Annotated in this window: 12 protein-coding genes; 8 read left to right on the forward strand and 4 right to left on the reverse strand. The window is 74.8% G+C overall.

Features of this window, described 5'->3' with window-relative positions; translation table 11 throughout:
• Positions 1 to 28: 28 nt before the first annotated feature.
• The gene (locus QBL21_RS13060) at positions 29 to 712 is read right to left on the reverse strand and encodes a GAF and ANTAR domain-containing protein (RefSeq protein WP_407562322.1); all 684 of its coding nucleotides are present in this window, start codon (positions 710 to 712) and stop codon (positions 29 to 31) included.
• A 194-nt stretch (positions 713 to 906) separates the two neighbouring features.
• Between QBL21_RS13060 and QBL21_RS13065 the strand changes: the two genes are divergently transcribed.
• Complete coding sequence (locus QBL21_RS13065) at positions 907 to 1878, forward strand: LLM class F420-dependent oxidoreductase (protein WP_407562323.1); 972 nt, start codon at positions 907 to 909, stop codon at positions 1876 to 1878.
• A gap of 40 nt (positions 1879 to 1918) precedes the next feature.
• Here the strand turns inward: QBL21_RS13065 and QBL21_RS13070 are convergent, their stop codons facing one another.
• From QBL21_RS13070 to QBL21_RS13080, 3 genes are all read right to left on the reverse strand, one after another.
• Positions 1919 to 2263 carry a CU044_2847 family protein gene (locus QBL21_RS13070; RefSeq protein ID WP_407562324.1) on the reverse strand — a complete coding sequence of 115 codons (345 nt, stop codon included), beginning with the start codon at positions 2261 to 2263 and terminating at the stop codon, positions 1919 to 1921.
• A complete protein-coding gene (locus QBL21_RS13075) occupies positions 2260 to 2721 on the reverse strand; it encodes a hypothetical protein (protein WP_407562325.1) in 462 nt (153 codons plus the stop codon). The genes QBL21_RS13070 and QBL21_RS13075 overlap by 4 nt, the downstream gene beginning before the upstream one ends.
• 65 nt (positions 2722 to 2786) lie before the next feature.
• The gene (locus tag QBL21_RS13080) at positions 2787 to 3698 is read right to left on the reverse strand and encodes a hypothetical protein (RefSeq protein ID WP_407562326.1); all 912 of its coding nucleotides are present in this window, start codon (positions 3696 to 3698) and stop codon (positions 2787 to 2789) included.
• A 426-nt stretch (positions 3699 to 4124) separates the two neighbouring features.
• Here QBL21_RS13080 and QBL21_RS13085 point away from each other — a divergent pair, with 426 nt between their 5' ends.
• From QBL21_RS13085 to QBL21_RS13115, 7 genes are all read left to right on the forward strand, one after another.
• Positions 4125 to 4985, forward strand: coding sequence for a TauD/TfdA dioxygenase family protein (locus tag QBL21_RS13085; protein WP_407566406.1), 861 nt, complete (start codon positions 4125 to 4127; stop codon positions 4983 to 4985).
• A 32-nt stretch (positions 4986 to 5017) separates the two neighbouring features.
• Positions 5018 to 5569 carry an FcoT family thioesterase gene (locus QBL21_RS13090; RefSeq protein ID WP_407562327.1) on the forward strand — a complete coding sequence of 184 codons (552 nt, stop codon included), beginning with the start codon at positions 5018 to 5020 and terminating at the stop codon, positions 5567 to 5569.
• A gap of 44 nt (positions 5570 to 5613) precedes the next feature.
• Positions 5614 to 12024, forward strand: coding sequence for an SDR family NAD(P)-dependent oxidoreductase (locus QBL21_RS13095; RefSeq protein ID WP_407562328.1), 6411 nt, complete (start codon positions 5614 to 5616; stop codon positions 12022 to 12024).
• Positions 12021 to 13583 carry a long-chain-fatty-acid--CoA ligase gene (locus QBL21_RS13100; RefSeq protein WP_407562329.1) on the forward strand — a complete coding sequence of 521 codons (1563 nt, stop codon included), beginning with the start codon at positions 12021 to 12023 and terminating at the stop codon, positions 13581 to 13583. The genes QBL21_RS13095 and QBL21_RS13100 overlap by 4 nt, the downstream gene beginning before the upstream one ends.
• Positions 13584 to 13599: 16 nt before the next feature.
• Positions 13600 to 14859 (forward strand): cytochrome P450, encoded by a 1260-nt coding sequence (locus tag QBL21_RS13105; RefSeq protein WP_407562330.1) that lies wholly within the window; start codon positions 13600 to 13602, stop codon positions 14857 to 14859.
• A gap of 62 nt (positions 14860 to 14921) precedes the next feature.
• Positions 14922 to 15113: a ferredoxin gene (locus QBL21_RS13110; protein WP_407562331.1), complete on the forward strand. Its 192-nt coding sequence runs from the start codon at positions 14922 to 14924 to the stop codon at positions 15111 to 15113.
• 83 nt (positions 15114 to 15196) lie between these two features.
• Entirely contained in the window at positions 15197 to 20692 is a 5496-nt protein-coding gene (locus QBL21_RS13115) for a type I polyketide synthase (RefSeq protein ID WP_407562332.1), read from the forward strand.
• Positions 20693 to 20800: the final 108 nt, after the last annotated feature.

Below are 20800 nucleotides of genomic sequence, written 5' to 3' on the forward strand. Positions count from 1 at the left end.
GGTGTCGGAGCGCGGGCGGGGCGGCCCGTCAGGAGAGGCTGCCGGCCTCGCAGACGCGCTGGGCGACCTCGCGGAGCTTGATGTTGCGCTCCTGCGAGTAGCGGCGCAGCACGTCGAACGCCTGCTCCTCGGTGAGGTTCCCGCTGCCCATGAGGATGCCCATGGCCTCCCCGATGGTGTGCCGGGTGGAGAGCGCCTCCTGCATCTGTACGTGGGCGCGCGCGCTGGCGAAGGCCACCGCGGCGTGCGAGGCGAGGACCCAGCCGGCCGTTTCGCTGGTCCGGCCGAACGCGCCGGGGCGGCGGGAGTAGATGTTCAGCGCGCCGAGTTCCTCGTCCTCGGTGTACAGCAGGAAGCCCATCATGCTGCCCAGCCCCAGCCTGCGGGCCTCGGGCGCGTAGGCGGGCCAGCGCGGCTGCGACAGGGTGAAGTCGGGCACCCGGAACACCTGCTCGCTGTGCCGGACGGCGTCGAAGCACGGGCCTTCCTTCAGCCGGTGCTGGATGCTGTCGCTGTCGCGGACCACCTGCCCGGTCGGCGCGAGGGACTCGACCCGGTCGCCGTGCACCAGCATGATGCCTGCGGCGTCGCAGGAGTCCACCAGTTCGACGGCCGCGGTGGTGATCCGCTGAAGCGTCCCGTTCAGCGATTTCTCCGCCAACAGCTCGCGGGCCAGCTCCGCCACCTGCTCGGCGTACTTCTGCCAGTCCATGCCGCACCCGCCTCTACCCGCGCGCCCCACAAACGGTCTCCGACCGCCCATCCTGCCATCCCGTGGGAACGTACGTACGGTCGGCTCCCGTGCAGGCCGGGTCGCGTCCCGGCCCGGGGGTACCCGGCCGGCGTGCCCCCGGCGACGGGGCGCACGAGATGCCCTTCTCGCGACGACCGGGGAGACTGGACTTTATGGTGCAAATAGGTTATACGATGATGACCGAACAGGCCGGGCCCAGGGATCTCGTCGAGCACGTGGTCGGCGCCGAGGAGGCGGGTTTCGACTTCTCGGTCACCTCCGACCACTACTTCCCGTGGCTGCGCTCCCAGGGGCACAGCCCGTACGCCTGGACCGTCCTCGGCGCCGCCGCGTGGGCGACGTCCCGTATCCCCCTCATGACGTACGTGACCTGCCCGCTCATGCGCTACCACCCGGCGGTCGTGGCGCAGAAGGCGGCGACGCTGCACCTGCTCGCGCAGGGCCGCTTCCGGCTCGGGCTGGGGGCGGGCGAGAACCTGAACGAGCACGTCGTGGGCCGCGGCTGGCCGGGCGTCGACGTCCGGCACGAGATGCTGGAGGAGGCGGTCGGCATCATCCGCGACCTTTTCGGCGGCGGCCACGTCACCCGGCACGGCAAGCACTTCTCCGTCGACTCGGCACGGCTGTGGGATCTGCCGGACCAGCCCCCGCCGATCGGAATCGCGGTCTCGGGCGAGCAGTCCTGCGCGCTGGCCGGACGGCTCGCCGACCTCGTCATCGCGACGGAGCCCAAGGCCGGGCTGCTGGAGTCCTTCGACCGGCACGGCGGCGCGGGCAAACCGCGGGTGGGGCAGTTGCCGGTCAGCTACGACCCGGACCGCGAGACGGCGGTCGGGCGTGCGCACGAGCAGTTCCGGTGGTTCGGCAGCGGCTGGAAGGTGAACGCGGAACTCCCGCACCCCGACTCCTTCGCCGCCGCCACCCGGTTCGTCACCCCGGACGACGTCGCCGGGTCCGTGCCCTGCGGCTCCGACCCGGCCGACTTCGTCGAGGCCGTCCGCCCTTATGTGGACGCCGGCTTCACGGAGGTGGCGCTCGTCCAGATCGGCGGCGAGACGCAGCCGGCGTTCCTGCGCTGGGCGTCGAGCACGCTGCTGCCGGCGCTGCGCAGGGAGTTCGGCTGAGATGTTGCCCCCGGTCGGACCGCGGCACACGATCCGCGGATCAGCCACGGGCCGGGACCGGATACGTCAGGGTGACCGCCACCGACGCCTCGGCCGAGCCGCTGAAGAGGACGACGTTCCCTTCGCTGGCGATCGAGATGCCGAACTCGATCGAGACCGACTCCGGCGCGGTGGCCTGCGCCGCCAGCTCGCCGACGGTCCGGCTGAACCGCTCGGCGACGACGTGGATCGTGTTCTGGACGTGGTCCAGGGCCTCGGTCGCCTTCTCACCGGCGACCCTGCGCAGGCTGGAGGTGGTGGGTTCGGAGCCGGGGAGCCGCTGGACCGCGATGTAGACCTCCTGGCCGTCGATGACGGTGGGCAGCGCCTCCTTCTGGGGGTTCACGAGCCGAATCCCCCCTGCTCCAGCCGGTAGGTCCCGCGGAACAGGAGACTTCCGCCCGGCTGCACGTAGTAGCCGGTGCCGGCCGGCTCCTTCTCCCACCGCCAGTAGTGCCGCACCGCGGCTCCGGTGATGTAAATCAGCCTGCCGAGCGGGGTCGCGTTCCGCAGAGCCCTCAGGAACGGGGAGCGGAGGAAAGCGTGGAGCATGTCCCGTAGCGGCTCGAAGTCCCGGTCGGCGTGGTCCAGGGCGAACAGGTGGCGCCGGCCCCGGTCGTCGGTGAGGACGAACGCCAGGATCACCCCGGTCTCGCGGTGTATGTAGGCGTCGCCGGTCTCGATCCTGATCGAGTCCGGCGTGCCGTCGTCGAGGACGGCGGGCAGGGGCAGGGGGACGCTGTTGAGTCGCGAGACGTTCATCAGCCAGCGTCCGTAGTCGCTGTCGTACGGGCTCTTCTCCACCTCGTGCACCTTCCGGTCGCGCGCCGCCCGTCCCCGTGCCGCTCGCGGCCCGGGGGAGCGGCGTCCTACAGGTTGTTGGCGATCCAGTCGGCGAGACGCTCCAGCGCGCTCTCGCTTCCCCCCTCGGTGACGGCGTCCGACACGGTCCCGCCCGACCCGCCGGGCACGGGCACGTCCGCGGCTCCGGTCCCCGACCCGGTCCCGGTTTCGGCGGATGCGGCAGCCGCCGCCGGCTCACCGGGCTCCGTACGGACGTCGATGACCGGGCCGTCGCGGTGCTTGCGCAGCAGATCCCCGGCCACCGCCGCCGCGGCACCGCCCCCGGCGGCTGCGGCGAAGCCGGTCCACCGGCCCCTGTCGAGGTCGACGCGGCCCGCGCACAGGGCGCGCAGGTCGTCGACGCGCCCCGCCCACACGCTGTTGGCGAGCCAGCCGTCGGCGGTGTTGTAGCGCGCGGAGACGACGCCGACCACGCTGTCGTCGCTCCGCTGCCGTACGGGCGCACCGCTCATGCCGGGCAGCACGTCCCGCGAGTGGAAGCGCCCGAGGGTGACGTCGTCGCCGCGGCGGGTCTCGCCCTGCCACTCGCCGAGCGCCTCCACCCACACGACCGGCGGGTTGCCGGCCGTCTCGTGGATCAGCGCGTGGCCCACCACCGTCACCGGCTCGGCCTGCCCGACCGACCGGGCCCCGCGCAGCAGCCGCGCACTCCCGGGGAAGGCGGCGTCGGCCGCAAGCAGCGCCAGATCCGCCTTCCGGTCCTCGGCCAGGACGCGCGCCGTGATCCGCCCTGCCCCGGGGTCCCGTAATCGGTCGACCCGCAGCACGGCGTCGTCGCCGAGCGCCAGCGTGCCCTGGGCGACGTGCCACGCCGTCACCAGATAGCCCGGCGCCAGTTGGAAGCAGGTGCCCTGGGGGACCCCGGAAGAAGAGAGGATCCGCCCCACGTAGTCCGGTACGGGATGCTTTTTCGTCACGCCTCCACCTAGCGATCGAGCCGTCGTTCGCCGGCGCGGAACCGGTGGAGGGGGGTGAGCGGATGCCCGCCGGCCGCATGTCCATGCTGAACCAGCGCGGGGCCACTCGTGGTCGAGTGAGCTAACTTGTGCGACCTTGTCCGGTCATGTCGCCATGTACGAAGATCGCCCGGCGCAGGCCCTGACGGTGGCGCGACGGGGCTTCCGGGCGCCGAAGCGGACTGCCCGGGCGTAACCCCGGCGGCGCAACCGCGGCCTGCTGACCGGCCCGTTCGGCTTCCCCGGGGGCGACCCCAGCCTCCACCCCAGGTTCGGTCCCGGGTTTCCGCACGGGCGTCGGCACGCCTCTACCGTGAGCTTCGGCTCAGTGGCGAGCACCAGGTTGGAGCAGTGCACGTGATCACTATTCCGCAGGAGAAGTCCCTGATGGGCGTGGCCGTCGACGACATGGACGTCCTCGGCGCACCGGACGCGGATCTCGCGTCGCTGAAGCAGCTCGTCTACACCCACAAGATCGTGGTGCTGAAGAACCAGAAGCTCGACCCGGCCGACTTCGTGGCGCTGGGCAGGCGTCTCGGCCAGGTGGAGACCTACTACCAGCCGATGTACCACCACCCCGAGCACGAGGAGATCTTCGTCTCCTCCAACGTGAAGAAGGAGGGGGAGCAGGTCGGCGTCCCCCAGACGGGGAAGTTCTGGCACCACGACTATTCCTTCATGCCGCGTCCGTTCGGCCTGACCCTGATCTATCCCCAGGTGATTCCGCGTGGCGAGCGCGGCACGTTCTTCATCGACCTGGAGAAGGCGTACGAGCAACTGCCCGGGAAGCTGAAGGAGGAGATCGCGGGCAGCCGCGTCATGAACAGCGTGCGGCGGTATTTCAAGATACGGCCGACCGACGTCTACCGCCCGATATCCGAGATCATCGCGGAGATCGAGGAGACCACCCCGGCGGTCGCCCACCCCACCGTCTTCCCCCACCCGGTCACCGGCCGGCCCGTGCTCTACATCAGCGAGGCGGTCAGCTACCAGCTCGTGGACGGCGAGGGCAAGGCCCTGCGCGACGGGCTGCTGGAGGATCTCTTCGAGGCCGTCGGCCAGGCCGACACCACCTTCACCCACCCCGCCATCCACCTCCAGCGGTTCGACGAGGGCGACCTGCTGGTCTGGGACAACCGCAGCCTGGTGCACCGCGCTCTGCACACGGTCAATCCCGAGCCCACCGTGTCCTTCCGCGTGACGGTCCACGACGAGTACGAGTTCTACCCCGGCATCGCGCGGTCCTAGGCGGCGGCGGCGAGACGCGGGAGGAGGAGACGGTGGAGTTCGGCAACGACGAGGCCCTGCTGGAGCGCGTACTGCGGGTCTACAAGCCGCACTGCCGGTACCTGGGTTCGGCCACGGTCACCGCCAAGGGCGACCCGGAGGACGAGGGCGGCGGAGTAGGCGTACGCGGCCGGTTCCACATCCCCGAATCGTGCTACATCGACGACACCGGGCACTTCAACGCCGTCGAGTTCAACATCTGCTACAACCAGATGGTTTATCTCCTCATGGCGAAAGCGGTCGAGAAGCGGCTGATGCGCTCCTTCGACGGCTGGTCCCTGGACGACTTCTGGGCGCGCCAGTTGGAGGACATGTTCATCGCCGACTTCCACAGCTCCTTCCGCCGGCACATGCGCGGCCGCCGCTTCTGGGGGGAGCTGGACGTCGTCGAGGCGTTCCGGGGCGACTGGGGAAACGGGCCGTTCCTGTTCCTCCGTACGACGTGCCGGTTCGGCGAGACGGACGAGGCCGCCGCCCACGGCAAGGTGCTGGTCGCCGTGCGGGCCGCCGCCGGCGCCGAGGGCCTCTCCGCCTCGACGGCGTAGACCGACCAGATACCCGAGCAGGGATGACACGGGAGTACGGAGTCATGTCCACACCCCACGGGGAGCCCATCGCGGTCGTCGGTATCGGCCTGCGGTTTCCGGGCGGCAACACCACACCCGACGGATTCGCCGCCTTCCTGCGCGACGGGCGGTCCGGCCTGCGGCCGCTGCCCACCGACCGGTGGGACCCCGTGGACGCGGGCGACGACGACCCCGGGGCCCCGGGCGGCATCCGGTGCGCGCAGGGTGGATTCATCGACAAGGTCGACCACTTCGACGCGAAGTTCTTCAACATCTCGCCGAAGGAGGCCGACTTCGTCGACCCCCAGCACCGCGTCGCGCTGGAGGTCGCCTGGGAGGCGCTGGAGGACGCGGGTGTCGACCCGACGCCGCTGCGCCACGGCACCGGCGGCGTCTACATGGCCGTCAGCAACCTCGACTACGCCGGGGAGATGGGCGCGTACTCCCTGGAGGAGCTGAACCCGCACATGGCCACCGGGGTGACGCTCAGCGCGCTCGCCGGCCGGCTCTCCTACTTCCTCGGCTGGCGCGGCCCCTGCATGACGGTGGACACCGCCTGCTCGGCTTCCCTGGTCACGGTGCACCTCGCCGCCCAGGCCCTGCGCGCCGGCGAGACCGACCTCGCGCTGTGCGGCGGGGTCAACACCATCCACAGCCCCCGCGCCTACGTCATGGCCGGCAACGGGAACATGCTCGCCCCCGACGGTGTGTGCAAGACCTTCGACGACGCCGCCGACGGCTACAGCCGCAGCGAGGGCTGCGGCGTCGTCGTCCTCAAGCGGCTCTCCGACGCCCAGCGCGACGGCGACCGGATCTACGCGCTGGTCCGCGGTTCCGCCGTCGGCCAGGACGGCGAGAGCAGTTCCCTCATGGTGCCCAACGGCACCGCCCAGGAGCGGCTGATCCGCGCCGCCCTGGCCGGCGCCGGGCTGGAGCCGGGCGACATCTCCTACGCCGAGGCCCACGGTACGGGCACGCCGCTCGGCGACCCGATCGAGATGGGCGCCATCGGCGCCGTCTTCGGCGCCTCGCACACCCGCGAGGACCCGCTCGCGGTCGCCTCGCTCAAGACCAACATCGGGCACATGGAGTCGGCCGCGGGGATCGGCGGCATCATCAAGACCGTCCTGCAACTGCGGGACGGCGCGCTCTACCCGCACCTGAACCTCGACACGCCCTCCCGGCGCATCCCGTGGGACGACCTCCCGGTCACCGTCCCCACCTCGGGACGCCCGTGGACCGCCGACACCCGGCGCGCCGTGGTCAGTTCGTTCGGCCTGACGGGCATCATCGGCTCGGTCGTACTCGAAGAAGCGCCCGCGCCGACCGCCGCCGCACCGCCCCCCGCCCCGCGGCCGGCGGACCCCGAAGGGCCCGGCGAGGCGCACGTCCTCACCCTCTCCGCGCGCAGCGCCGGGGCGCTGCGCGGGCAGGTCCAGCGCTACCAGCGCATGCTGCGCGACCGCCCCGGGACCGACGTGGCGGAGCTGTGCCACGCCGCCGCCACCACCCGGGCCCACTTCGACCTGCGCACCGCGGGAGTTGTCCGCGACCACGACGACGTCGCCAGGCTCCTCGACAACGCCCTGACCCGCTCCACGCGGCCGGGCCGGCCGGCCGGGCCCGCCCGCACGGCGTTCCTCTTCTCCGGCGGCGGCACCCAGTACGTGGGCATGGGCCGGCCGCTGTACGAGCGGTTCGACGCCTTCCGCGAGCATCTGGACGCCTGCGACCGGCTGTTCGCGCCCCACCTGGGCAGGTCGATACGCGACATGGTGCTCGGCGACGCGGACGACGCCGAGCTGATCCACCAGATCCGTTACATGCAGCCCGCGCTGTTCGCGCTGGAGTACGCCGTGGCCGGGCTCTGGCTCTCCTGGGGCGTACGGCCGTCCGTCCTGGCCGGCCACAGCATCGGCGAGATCGTCGCGGCCACCGTCGCCGGCCTGTTCTCCCTCGACGACGCCGTCACCCTCATGGCCGCCCGCGCCCGCCTCATGGACGCGTCGCCGCCCGGCGCCATGGCCGCCGCCGAGGCGTCGCCGGCCGAGGCCGCCGACCTGCTGGAGGAGCACGACGACCTGTCAGTGGCCGCCGTCAACGGCGCCCGGCAGATCGTCCTGTCCGGCGGCAAGGCGTCCCTGGCGAGCGTCGAGGAGGCGCTGGCCGGGCGCGGGGTCAGGACCAGGCGGCTCGCGGTGTCCTGCGCCTCGCACTCGCCGCTGATGGCCGAGGCCGCCGCGGAACTGCGCGAGGTCGCCGCGGGACTGACCTTCCACACGCCCGAGTTCACCCTCGTCTCCAACGTGACCGGCCGCATCGCCGACCCGGCGGAGCTGTCCACCCCCGACTACTGGGCCCGCCACCTGCGCGAGCCGGTGCGGTTCGCCGAGGGCATACGCGCCGTCGCCGAGCGCGGCCCGCACGCGTTCCTGGAGGTCGGCCCCGCCACCGAACTCGTCGGCATGGGCAAGCAGGTCCTCGACGCGCCCGGCGACCACCAGTGGCTGAGCAGCCTGCACGCCGAGGACACCGACGCCACGGTCGCCCGCCAGTCCCTCGCCCAGCTCTACGCCGCCGGCGCCCCCGTGTCCTGGGCCGGCTACTACGGCGACCGCCCCAGGAGCCGGCTCACCCTGCCGACGTACGCCTTCGACCGGCGCCGCCACTGGCTCCCCGCCCCGAGCGGCGCCGCCGCCGCCCGGGGCAGCGGCGACGTACACCCCCTGCTCGGCCGCGAGGTCTCCACCGACGAGCAACGCGCCGCCGGCGTCCGGACGTTCTCCGCCCGGCTCGACGCCCGGCGCCCCGCCTACCTCGCCGACCACAAGGTGATGGGCAGGGTCGTCTTCCCCGGCGCCGGCTACGTCGAGACGCTGCTCGCCCTCCAGGACGCGGTCTACGGCGAGACGACCCTCCCCGTCACCGGCGTGACCATCCACGAGGCCCTGCTCGTCCCCGACGAGGGCTCCGTCGAGCTGCGCACCCGGCTGCGGCCGGGCGCCGGCGACCTGGCGGAGGTCGAGATCGTCAGCCTGGTGGCGAGCGAGGACCCCGGCGCCGAGCCGTTCGAACGGCGCCATCTCACCGCCACCGTCGACGCCGCAGGACCGGCGGGGGCCGCCGGCGCCGCGCTCACCGAGACACAGCGCTCCCTGCACGACCTGCTCGGCCGGGCGGACGAGCCCCGCTCGCAGCGGCAGGCCGACGACCTCTACGCGGACTTCGCCGAGCTGGGCGTGGAGTACGGCCCGCACTTCCGGGGCGTCCGGCGGGTCGAGCGGCACGGCGACCACCTCGCCGTCGGCGAACTGCGCGGCCGGGACGCGGCCCCGGTCGAGCACCTGCCGCCCGCCGTCCTGGACTGCGCGCTCCAGACCATCACCGCCCTCGCCGACGACAGCGAGACCGTCGCGATGCCCGTGGGCTTCGGCCGCTGCCGGCTGCTGCGCAAGCCCCGCGGCGAGACGCTGCGCAGCGTGCTGCGCGTCACCCCGCCCGCCGCCGGCGCGGACGGGGAACTGCCCACCGCCGACGTGCTCGTCCTGGACGGGGACCGCCCGGTCTTCGTACTGGAGGGCCTCACCCTGCGGCGCGTCGCGAACGCCGCCCCCGACCGCGACCGGATGTACTCCGAGGTGCGGTGGGTCAAGCGGTCGCTGCGCACCACTGCGGCCGAGCCGCGCCACGTGCTGCTCGTCGGCCCCGCGCGGGCGGGCCTGGACGACCTCGCCGGGCCCGCGAAGGAGCGGGGCGTCACCCTGTCGGTCGCCGCCACGTCCGCCGAGGCGGTGGCGCTGCTGAAGGAGCGGCCCACCGACGTGTGCTGGTTCTGGCGACCGCCCGAGAACGACGGCGAGCCGCTGCCGGCCGAGTGCGAGCGCAACTACCGCGACCTGCTGGCGCTGCGCGACGCGCTGGAGCAGACAGGGTTCGGGCAGGGACAGCGGCTGTGGCTGGTCACCGAGGGCGGCCAGGCGGTGCCGGGGGACCGGCCGCAGGGCGCGGACGGCGTCGGCCAGGCGCCTCCGGCGGCGGCCACCCTGTGGGGGTTCGGCCACGTGATGTGGACCGAGTACCCCGCCTACGGCCTCACCCTCGTCGACCTGCCGCCGCCGGCCGGGGACGCCGCCGGCACCGGTTACCCGGTGCTGCTGGAGGAGATGGCCGCCAAGGAGTCGGGCGAGTACCAGGTCGCCTACCGCTCGGGCCTGCGGCACGTACGCCGCGTCCACCCGAAGCCCGGCGGCCCGCGCACCGACGTCGAGCTGGTCATCAAGGAGTACGGGCAGGTCGGCGGCGTCGTCGCGGTGCCGCTCGGCGAAGAGCCCGCCCCCGAGGGCAGCCGGATCCGGGTACGGGTCCACGCGGCGGGCCTGAACGTCAAGGACGTGCTGAACGTCCTCGGCCTGCACCGCGTGCTCGCCGAGGAGGCCGGGACCGCACCGCCCGAACTGCCGCTGGGACTGGAGTGCGCGGGCGTGGTCACGGCCGCCGGGCCCCGGGCCTCGTTCCGCGTCGGCGACGCCGTCGTCGCGGCCCATGTCGGCTCGCTGCGCCGGGAGGTGACGGTCGAGTCGGCGATGGCGGCCCCCAAGCCGGCGCGGCTCGGCTTCGCCGAGGCCGCGGCGCTGCCCGTCGCGTTCCTCACCGCCTACCACGGGCTGCACCACCTGGCGGGGGTGCGGCGCGGCGACAAGGTCCTGATCCACGCCGCGGCCGGCGGCGTCGGCCAGGCCGCGGTACGGCTCGCCCAGCGGGCCGGGGCCGAGGTCTTCGCGACCGCCAGTCCGCACAAGTGGCCGCTCCTGCGGGCCCAGGGCGTCCGCCACCTCATGAACTCCCGCGCGCTGACGTACGACGACGAGGTGCTGGCCGCCACGGACGGCGCGGGCGTCGACATCGTGCTGCACAGCCTCGGCGGCGACCGCGTCGAGCACAGCCTGCGGGCGCTCGGCCGCGACGGGCGCTTCGTCGAACTGGGAAAGATCGGCGCGTGGAGCCCCGAGGACGTCCACCGCGCCCGGCCCGACGTCACGTACCACACCTTCGACTTCGGCGAGTTCACCGCCGAGCAGAGCCAGGAGCTGGCGAGCGAGGTGCTCGGCCCGGTCATGGAGCTGGTCGGGTCCGGGGAGCTGACCCCCCTGCCGACCACCGCCTACACCCTGGACGAGGTCGACGAGGCGTTCGGCGTGCTCCAGCGCGGCGCCAACGTCGGCAAGGCCGTCGTCACCTTCGGCGGCGACCCGGACGCGGAACCGCCGCCCGCCGCGCGGCCCGTCGAGGTCGGCCCGGACCACACCTACCTCGTCACCGGCGGCTTCGGCGCACTCGGCCGGCTCGCCGCCGAGCGCCTGGCCGCCCTCGGCGCGCGGCACCTCGCCCTGACGGGCCGAAACACCCCCGCGGCCGGGGAACTCGACGCCCTCCGGGCGCACCTGGGCCCGGACGTCGAGGTCGTCGCCTACGCGGCCGACGTCGGCGACGCCGCGGACGTGGAGCGCGTGTTCGCGGACCTGCGGACCCGGCCGTGGCCGCTGGGCGGCATCGTGCACGCGGCGGGCGTGCTGGCCGACGCCCCGGTGGCGGCCCAGACCTGGGAGAGCATCGAGACGATCTTCCGGGCCAAGGTGTACGGCAGTTGGCTGCTGCACCGCAACTCGCTCGCCGACCCCGACCTGCGCTTCTTCCTCGGCTATTCCTCGGTCACGTCGGTCCTCGGCACCGGCGGCCAGGCGAACTACGCCGCGGGCAACGCCTTCCTGGACACCCTGATGTGCCGGCGCCACGCCGCCGGACTGCCCGGGACCAGCGTCAACTGGGGCGCCTGGGGCGAGATCGGCCTCGCCGCCGGCATGGACGCGCAGTACGTCGCGAACGTCGAGCGGCAGGGCTTCACCTTCTTCCGGCCCGTCACGGGCATGCGCGCCCTGTTCCGGCTGCTGGACCGGCCGCCCGCCCAGGTCACCATCGCCGAGGTCGACTGGGACCGCTGCGCCGCGACCCGGCCGCAGCCCAACGCCCTGTACCACCACGTCGGACGGGGCCCGGCGCGCAGGACCGCCGACGTCGACCTGGCGGCCCTGGCGGCGCTGCCCCCGGCGGAGCGCCGGGAGGCCGTCTCCCGCACCCTCCGCGGCCTCATCGCGGACCTGCTGCACCACGACGGACCAGACGACGTGCCGCCCGACGCCCGCTTCTTCGAGGTCGGCCTGGACTCCCTGGCCGCCGTCGAGCTGAAGAACGCGCTCCAGCAGTGCTTCCGGCTGCCGCTCTCCGCCGCCAGCGTCTTCGACCACCCGTCGGTCTCGCTGCTCGCGGAGTTCATCGACGGGCAGTTGGCCGCCCCTGCCGGGCCCGGGACGGCCGCGGACCCCGTAAGCGCCGACAGGGCCGACGGCGCCGACAGCACGAACGGAGACACGCGATGAGCCAGGCCACGGGAGCCGCCGTCCGGCTCCCCACCATCGCCGCCACCGCGGCCCACCACGCCGCGACCCGCCCCGATGCCGTGGCCGTCGAGTGCGCCGGCCGCCGCGTCACCTTCCTCGACCTGCACCGCCGCAGCAACCGCACGGCCCGCGCGCTGGCCGCCGAGGGCGTCGCCACCGGCGCCCGCGTCGCGTACCTCGCCGCGGACACCGAGCACTACTACGACCTCCTGCTGGCCTGCGCCAAGAGCGGCGCCGTGCTGGTGCCGGTCGACCCGCGGCTCACCCCCGGCGAGGTCGAGCACGTGCTGCGCGACTCCGGCGCCGTCCTGCTGGTCACCGACGCCGAGCGGCTGCCCGCCGCCGAACGGATCCGCCCCGCGCTGCCCGCGCTGCGCACCGTCATCGGGCTGGAGGAGGACGCGCCGCTCGGCGGCCTGACCGGCTGGACCGCCGACCACCCCGCCACCGAACCCGGCCCCGGCACCGTCCCGGGCCCCGGGCAGCCGCTGACGCAGATCTACACCAGCGGCACGACCGGCGCGCCCAAGGGCGTGGTGCTCGGCCAGGGCAGCTACTGGGCGATCAACGACCTGCTGGCCCGCCACCGGCTGGACTGGATCGACTGGCGCGCCGACGACCGGATCCTGCACGTCCTGCCGGGGCACCACATCGGCGGCCCGTGGTGGTTCCTCCAGGGCTTCCGCGCCGGGGCCACCAACGTGCTCGGGCAGGGCTTCGAAGGCGGCCGGACGCTGCGCACGATCCGTACGGCCGGCATCACCACCACGCTGGTCGTGCCCTCCATGCTCCAGGTCCTCCTCGACGAACCGGGCGTCGGCCCCGCCGACTTCGCGGGCCTGCGCAAGGTCGTCTACGGCGGCTCACCGATGCCCGAGGCGCTGCTGCGCCGGTGCCTGGAGACGATGGGCTGCGAGTTCGCGCAGATCTTCGGCCTCACCGAGACCTGCGCCTCCGCCCTCTGCCTGCCCCCGGCCGACCACGTGCCGGGCGGGCCCCGCCTCACCGCCGCCGGCCGGGCCTACCCCGGCGTGGCCGTGCAGGTCGTGGACCGCGCCGGCGAGCCGCTGCCGGCCGGGCAGGTCGGCGAGATCCTGCTCGACACCCCCGCCGTCATGGACGGGTACTGGAACCGTCCCGAGGACACCGAACGCACCGTCGCCGACGGCTGGCTGCACACCGGCGACGCGGGCTTCCTCGACGAGGACGGCTACGTCTACATCCGCGACCGCATCAAGGACGTCATCCTCGTCGCCGGCGAGAACGTGTACCCCGCCGAGGTCGAGAACGCCCTCGGCAAGCACCCGGCCGTGGCCGAGGTCGCCGTGGTGGGCGTGCCGGACCGGGTGCGCGGCGAGGCGGTCAGGGCGTACGTCCTGCCCCGGCCGGGCGAGCGGCCCACGGCCCGCGAGCTGACGACGTTCCTCAGGGGCCGGCTCGCGGACTACAAGAGCCCCACGGACTACGCCTTCGTGGACGCCCTGCCGCGCACCGCGAGCGGCAAGATCCTCCGCCGCGAGCTGCGCGGCCGTTCCTAGGGAGACGAGACGGACCATGGACCAGCGTACGGACCGGCCGGGCGGGCCGGATCTTCTGGAGCTGCCGATGCCGCAGCCGCGGGAGTGCCCGTTCGGGCCGCCGCCGGAGATGGCCGCGCTGCGCGAACGCGCGCCGGTGACCCGGGTGAAGTGCCCGACGGGCCTGGTGGCCTGGCTGGTCACGCGGTACGACGACGTACGCGAGGTGCTCGGCGACGCCGAGCGCTTCAGCAGCCGGCCCGGCCAGGCCGTCCACCTGATGGCCCACGCGGACCCCGAACGGCCGGTCGGCGAGCTGGAGTTCTCGCGCATGGACGGCCCGGACTACCAGCGGTTCCGCCAGCACATGGGCCCCGAGGTCGCCACCCCGCGGCGCATGGCGGAGCTGCGCCCGCTGGTGCAGGACCTCGTCGACGAGCGGCTCGACGCGCTCGCCGCCGCCGGACCGCCCGGCGACTTCTACGCCGACTTCGCCCTCCCCGTCACCTCGGCCGCCATCGGTGCGCTCGTCGGCGTGCCGTACGCCGACCGGGAGCTGTTCCACCGCGCGGCGGCGGCGGTGTTCAGCGGCGCCACCAGCAGGGCGGAGCTGGCGGAGGCGCTGAAGCCGCTGCACACGTACCTCTACAAGCTGGTCGTGACCCGCCGCGCGGACCCCGGCGACGACGCGCTCAGCCGCATGATCGCCCGCGGCGCCGCCGCCCCGCGGCCGTTCACCGACGCGGAGCTGGTGGCGATCAGCTCCACCATGCTGGTCACCGGCTTCGACACCACCGCCACGACCATGTCCCACGGCCTGCTCACCCTGCTCGCCCACCCGGCCGAAACGGACCGGCTGCGCGCGGACCCGTCGCTGATCCCCAGCGCGGTCGAGGAGATCGTGCGTTTCCTCGGCGGCGGCCCGGGCATCGTCCGCCAGGCGACGCGGGACACCGAGATCGGCGGCCACCCGGTCGCGGAGGGCGACTACATCGTGGCCGCCATCCAGACGGCCGACCGCGACCCCGGGGCGTTCCCCGAGCCCGACCGGCTGGACGTCGGCCGCCGGCCCAACAAGCACCTGGGCTTCGGGTACGGCACGCACCAGTGCTTCGGGCAGCAGACGGCGCGGCTGGAGCTGACGGTGACGCTGGAGACGCTGCTGCGCCGCGTCCCGTCGCTGCGCCTCGCGGTGCCGGCGGCGGACGTCCCGTTCAAGACCGGCACCCCCGTGCACGGGCCGGCCGAGGTGCCGGTGACCTGGGACGCCATCCTCCCCGCAGGGACGGCACGTTGACGGGCGCGGCGGGTGCGGCAGGCGCGGCGGGCGGGACGAGCGGGACCCGGGAGGGGAAGACGATGCGGATCAGCGTCGACACCGACAGGTGCGTGGCCACGGGCATGTGCGCGTTCACCGCGCCCGAGGTCTTCGACCAGAGCGACGAGAACGGCGTGGTCGTGGTCAGGCGCCAGGACCCGCCGGAGGACCAGCACGAGGCGGTGCGCGAGGCGGCCATGAGCTGCCCCGTGGAGGTGATCTCCGTCGAGTAGCCCGCCCAGGGAGCCGTGGGCGGCGCCCCTCGGTCACGTCGCGGAGCGACCGCGCTCCATGTCACTGACGGGAGTCTCTTCCGGTGTCTGCGAACGAACAACAACTGCGCGACTACCTCAGGCTGGTCACCGCCGACCTCCGCCGGACCAGGCAGCGTCTCGAAGAGGCCGAGGCGAGCCGGCACGAGCCCGTCGCCGTGACCGCCATGGCCTGCCGCTTCCCCGGGGGAGTGACCTCCCCCGAGGAGCTGTGGCGCCTCGTCGCCGACGGCGGCGAGTGCCTGTCGCCCCTCCCCGGCGACCGCGGCTGGGACCTGGACGCGCTCCGCGACCCCGACCCGCTGCTGCCCGGCACCACGTACGTGCGCTCCGGTGGATTCCTGTGCGGGGCGGGGGACTTCGACGCCGAGCTCTTCGGGATCTCGCCCCGCGAGGCGCTGGCGACGGACCCGCAGCAGCGGCTGCTGCTCGAAGTGGCGTGGGAGGTCTTCGAACGCGCCGGGCTCCCGGCCGCGGAGCTGCGGGGCGAGCCCGTCGGCGTCTTCGTCGGCGGTACGCCCCAGGAGTACGCGCCGCGCCACGGCGACCCGGCGGCGCGGGACCTGGAGGGCTACCTCGCCGTCGGTACCACCACGAGCGGGATGTCCGGGCGTATCGCGTACACCTTCGGACTGCGCGGCCCCGCCCTCACCGTCGACACCGCCTGCTCGTCCTCGCTGACCGCCCTGCACGTCGCCGTACAGGCGCTGCGGCGCGGCGAGTGCACCATGGCGCTCGCCGGCGGCGTCACCGTCATGTCCTCGCCGAACTGGATCGTCGACCTCAGCCGCCAGCGGGCCCTGGCCGCCGACGGCCGGTGCAAGGCGTTCGCCGCGGCGGCCGACGGCTTCGGCCCCGCGGAAGGCGTGGGCGTGCTGCTGCTGGAGCGCCTGTCCGACGCCCGGCGCCACGGCCACCCCGTGCTGGCCGTCGTACGGGGCACGGCGGTGGGCCAGGACGGCGCGAGCAACGGCCTGACCGCCCCCAACGACGAGGCGCAGGAACAGGTCATCCGCGACGCCCTGGCCGACGCCCGGCTCACCCCCGCCGACGTGGACGCCGTGGAGGCGCACGGCACCGGCACCCGGCTCGGCGACCCGATCGAGGCGCAGGCGCTCGGCGCCGTCTACGGCCGGGGCCGCCCGGCCGAACGGCCGCTGCTGCTGGGGACCGTGAAGTCGAACATCGGGCACACCCAGGCGGCGGCGGGCATGGCCGGCGTCATGAAGACGGTCATGGCGATGCGCCACGACCTGCTGCCCGCGACGCTGCACGTGGACGCGCCGTCGCCCCATGTCGACTGGGCGGCCGGCGGGCTGGAGCTGCTGACCGAGGCCAGGCCGTGGCCCGAGCGCGGCGGGCCCCGGCGGGCGGGGGTGTCGTCGTTCGGCATCACCGGCACCAACGCCCACGTGATCCTTGAGGAAGCCGAGGAAGCCGAGGAAGCCGACGAGACCGGGGAGCAGGCGGCAGGCACAGAGCGGGGGGAAGAGGAGGGGGCCCGGGAGGCGGGGCGGATGGCCGCGCCCGCGGGGCGCCCGCCGTACACCGACCCGGCCGCCACCGCCGGCCCCGCCGCCCCGGCCGCCGTCGTCCCGTGGGTCCTCTCCGCACGCGGCGAGACCGCCCTGCGCCAGCAGGCGGTGCGGCTGCGGGAGTTCGCGGCCGGCGCCGGTACGGGCCTTTCCGCACCGGACGTCGGCTGGTCGCTGGCCCGTACCCGTACGCCCCTGGAACACCGGGCGGTCGTGGTCGGCGGCACGGCGACGGAGCTGACCGCCCGCCTCGCCGCCGTGGCCGCCGGGACGGAGCGGCCCGGCGTGGTCCGCGGCGTGGCGCGGAGCGACGCCTCCGGTGTGGGCCTGCTCTTCGCCGGGCAGGGCGCGCAGCGGCCGGGCATGGGCCGGGAGTTGTACGAGGCGTTCCCGGCGTTCGCGGCGGCCTGGGACGAGGCGTGCGAGATCCTCGACAAGCTGCTGCCCGGCCCGCTGAACGACGTCGTCCTCGGCGCGGACGAGGAGACCCTGCGCCGTACCGAATGGGCGCAGCCGGCCCTCGTCGCCCACGAGGTGGCGCTCTTCCGGCTGGTGGAGTCCTGGGGCATCCGGCCCGGTCTGGTGGTGGGCCACTCGGTGGGGGAGATCGCCCTCGCGCACGTCACCGGCGTCCTGTCCCTGGAGGACACCTGCACGCTGGCGGTGGCCCGCGGCCGGCTGATGCAGGCCCTGCCCGCGGGCGGCGCCATGGTCGCGGTGGCGGCGCCCGCGGACGAGGTCGCATCCGCCCTGGCCGGCCACGAGGGCGACGCCGGCATCGCCGCCGTCAACGGCCCCCGCGCGGTGGTCGTCTCGGGTGCGGAGCCGGTGGTGACGGCCCTCGCCCGGCAGTTCACGGAACGCGGGGTGAAGACCCGCCGGCTGCGGGTGAGCCACGCCTTCCACTCGCCGCTGATGGAGCCGGTGCTCGCGGACTTCCGCGCGGTGGCGGCGGGCCTGCGGTTCCACGCACCGCGGATCCCCGCCGTCTCCACGGTGACCGGCCGGCGCGCCGGGCCGGGCGACCTGGCGTCCGCGGAGTACTGGGTGCGGCACGCCCGCGAGGGCGTGCGCTTCCACGACGCCGTCCGCGCGCTGGCGGCCGAGGGCATCCGGCACGTACTGGAGATCGGGCCCGACGCCACGCTCAGCGCGATGGCCGCGGAAGCCCTCGGGGACCCCGGGGGCCCGGTGTTCTGCCCGCTGGGCCGCGCGGACCGCCCCGAGCCGCAGGCCGCCGTCGAAGGGGTGGCCCGCGCGTGGTGCGCCGGGGTCGACGTCGACTGGCAGGCCCTGTGCTCCGGCGGGCGCCGGGTCGAGCTGCCCACGTACCCCTTCCAGCGGCGGCGGTACTGGCTCCGGCCCGCGCCCGGAGGCGCGGCGTTGGCCGCCGACCTCGGGGTACGGGCCGCGGGCCACCCGATGCTCGGCGGTGCGGTGGACATGGCCGACGGCCGGGGCGTGGTCCTGACCGGGCGGCTGTCGATATCGGCGCAACCCTGGCTGGCCGACCACCGCGTGGGGGAGCGCGCGCTGGTGCCGGGCACGGCGTTCGTCGACCTGGCCCTGCGCGCCGGTGACGAGGCCGGCCGCGGCAGGCTGGAGGAACTCACCCTGCACACCCCGCTGGTGGTGCCCGAACACGGCGGTGTCCGGCTCCAGGTCGTCGTGAACGGCGCGGACGACGCCGGCCGGTGCACGTTCGGCGTGTACGCCCGGCCGGACACGGAGCCCGAGGAGCCGTGGACCCGGCACGCCACCGGCGTGCTCGCCCCGGCCACCGCACACCGGGGCACCGCACGCCCGGACGCCCCGACCCCGCCCGCCGACCTCGCCTCGTGGCCCCCGCCGGACGCCGCACCCCTGGATCTCACCGACTGCTACCCGCGGCTCGCCGCCGCCGGCCTGCGCTACGGCCCCGACTTCCGGACGCTGCGCGCTGCCTGGCGGCGCGGCGAGGAGGTGTTCGCCGAAGTCGCCCTGGCCGCGGACGCCGACGCCACGGGCTTCGGTCTCCACCCGGCGCTGCTCGACGCCGCACTCCACCCGGTGGTCCTCGCCGGCATGGTGGCCACCGACGGCACCCCGGCCCTGCCCTTCTCCTTCGAAGGGGCCGAACTCCTCGCCTCCGGCGCCACCACGCTGCGCGTCGCGCTCGCCCCGGTCGCCGGGGACGCGGTCTCCGTGACCGTCGCGGACGGCTCCGGCCGGCCCGTGGCCACGGTCGCCTCCCTGACGTTCAAGAGCGCCCCCGCCGAGTCCCCCGGTCCCCCGCCGGCCGCCCGGAACTCCCTGTACCGGGTCGCGTGGGAGCCCGTACCCGGTGAACGCGCCCACGTCGCCGACCCCGACCTCGTCGTGGCCCGGCTCGACGAGGACACCGACGTGCGCGGCGCCGTCCACCAGGCCCTCATGTTCGTGCGCGGCTGGCTCGGCGCCGAGCAGCCCGCGGCCGAGCGCCTGGCGATCGTCACGCGCGCCGGGCTGCCGCCGCACGCCGCGGCCGAGGGCCTGATCCGCTCCGCGCAGGCCGAACACCCCGGCCGTTTCGTGCTGGTGACCGCCGACCGGGCCCCCGCGCGGCTCGCCGACGTGGCGGGCATCGCGGCGGCCGTGGACGAGGACCACATCCGCCTGCGCGGCGCAGCCGTCCTCCGCCCGCGCCTGGTGCGCGCCGGCCCCGGCGGGCCCTTTGGCCCCTCGCCGCTCTCCGGCGACGGCACCGTGCTCCTCACCGGCGGCACCGGGCACCTGGGCCGGCTGCTGGCCCGGCATCTGGTGACCCGCCACGGTGTCCGGCGGCTGCTGCTGGCCGGTCGGCGCGGCCGGGCCGCCGAGGGCGTGGACGCGTGGGCGGCGGAGCTGACCCGGCTGGGCGCCGCGGTGCAGGTGGCCGCCTGCGACGTGGCCGACCGCGGCGCGCTGGCGCGGCTCCTCGCGGACATTCCGGAGGAGTTCCCGCTACGGGCCGTGGTGCACGCCGCGGGCGTGGTGGACGACGCGCTCGTCACCTCCCTCACGGACGCGCAGGTGGACCGCGTCCTGGCGCCCAAGGCCGACGCGGCGCTCGCGCTGGACGAACTCACCGCGGGGCTGGACCTGGAGGCGTTCGTCCTCTTCTCCTCCGTCGCCGGCGTGCTCGGCACCCCCGGTCAGGGCAACTACGCGGCGGCCAACGCCTTCCTCGACGCGCTCGCCGCCGGCCGCCGCGCCCGCGGCCTGCCCGCCGTGTCGCTGGCCTGGGGCCCGTGGGCGCAGACCGGCGGCATGACCGGCGCGCTGGGCCCGGCCGACCGGGCAAGGCTGGGCCGGTGGGGCATGCGCGCGCTCGGCACCGACGAGGCCCTGGCGCTCTTCGACGCGGCGCTGGTCCCGAACGGGGCCGGGGAGAGCGACGGTTCGTACGGGCCCCGCGGGACCGGCGCGGCGGACGGCGCCTTCGGCGCGGGCGGCGGCGGATCCAGCACGGCGGACGCGGCCGGCACGGCAGCCGGAGCCGCCGTGGTGCCCGTCCGGCTAGACCCGGAGGCCGTACGGGCCCGCGGGGCGGCGGAGGGCGGCATCCCCCCGCTGCTGCGGTCCCTGGTCCGCGCACCGGCCCGGCGCACCGTCCCCGTACCCGAGGCGGCTGCCGTACCCGACGGGGCCGGCCCGTCCGATGCGGAGAGCCTGGCGCATGCACTTGCCGGTGCCCCCGCGGCAGAGCGCCGGCGGGTGCTCCTGGACCTGGTGCGTACGCACGCGGCCGTGGCGCTGGGCCACGGCCGAGGCGACGACGCCGGGGCCGACGCGGCCGACGCAGCCTTCCGCGATGCCGAACGGCCCTTCCGCGACGCCGGGTTCGACTCGCTCGCCGCGATCGAGCTGCGCAACCGCCTGGTCGCCGCGACCGGTGTGCGGCTGACCGCCACGGCCGTCTTCGAGCACCCCAGCCCGGCGGCACTCGCCGACCACCTCCTCGCCCGCTGGGACGCCACCCGCCCCCCCGACCCGCGCACCCCGTAGCCGCGGCGCCCGCCCCCCGGGACCCCGATGGCTGGGGTCTGGCCGGGGGTGTGCACCGGGGTGGGCGGCTGGTACAGGTGCACAGAATTCGTTTGTCCCTGCAACGAC

Source organism: Streptomyces sp. 184, from assembly GCF_045781775.1.
Taxonomy (GTDB): Bacteria; Actinomycetota; Actinomycetes; order Streptomycetales; family Streptomycetaceae; genus Streptomyces.

Bases quoted from the DNA above. Each gene is read 5' to 3' on its own strand.
- QBL21_RS13060 (WP_407562322.1), bottom strand. From the start codon at position 712: ATGGACTGGCAGAAGTACGCCGAGCAGGTGGCGGAGCTGGCCCGCGAG.
- QBL21_RS13065 (WP_407562323.1), top strand. From the start codon at position 907: ATGGTGCAAATAGGTTATACGATGATGACCGAACAGGCCGGGCCCAGG.
- QBL21_RS13085 (WP_407566406.1), top strand. From the start codon at position 4,125: ATGGGCGTGGCCGTCGACGACATGGACGTCCTCGGCGCACCGGACGCG.
- QBL21_RS13095 (WP_407562328.1), top strand. From the start codon at position 5,614: ATGTCCACACCCCACGGGGAGCCCATCGCGGTCGTCGGTATCGGCCTG.
- QBL21_RS13100 (WP_407562329.1), top strand. From the start codon at position 12,021: ATGAGCCAGGCCACGGGAGCCGCCGTCCGGCTCCCCACCATCGCCGCC.
- QBL21_RS13105 (WP_407562330.1), top strand. From the start codon at position 13,600: ATGGACCAGCGTACGGACCGGCCGGGCGGGCCGGATCTTCTGGAGCTG.
- QBL21_RS13110 (WP_407562331.1), top strand. From the start codon at position 14,922: ATGCGGATCAGCGTCGACACCGACAGGTGCGTGGCCACGGGCATGTGC.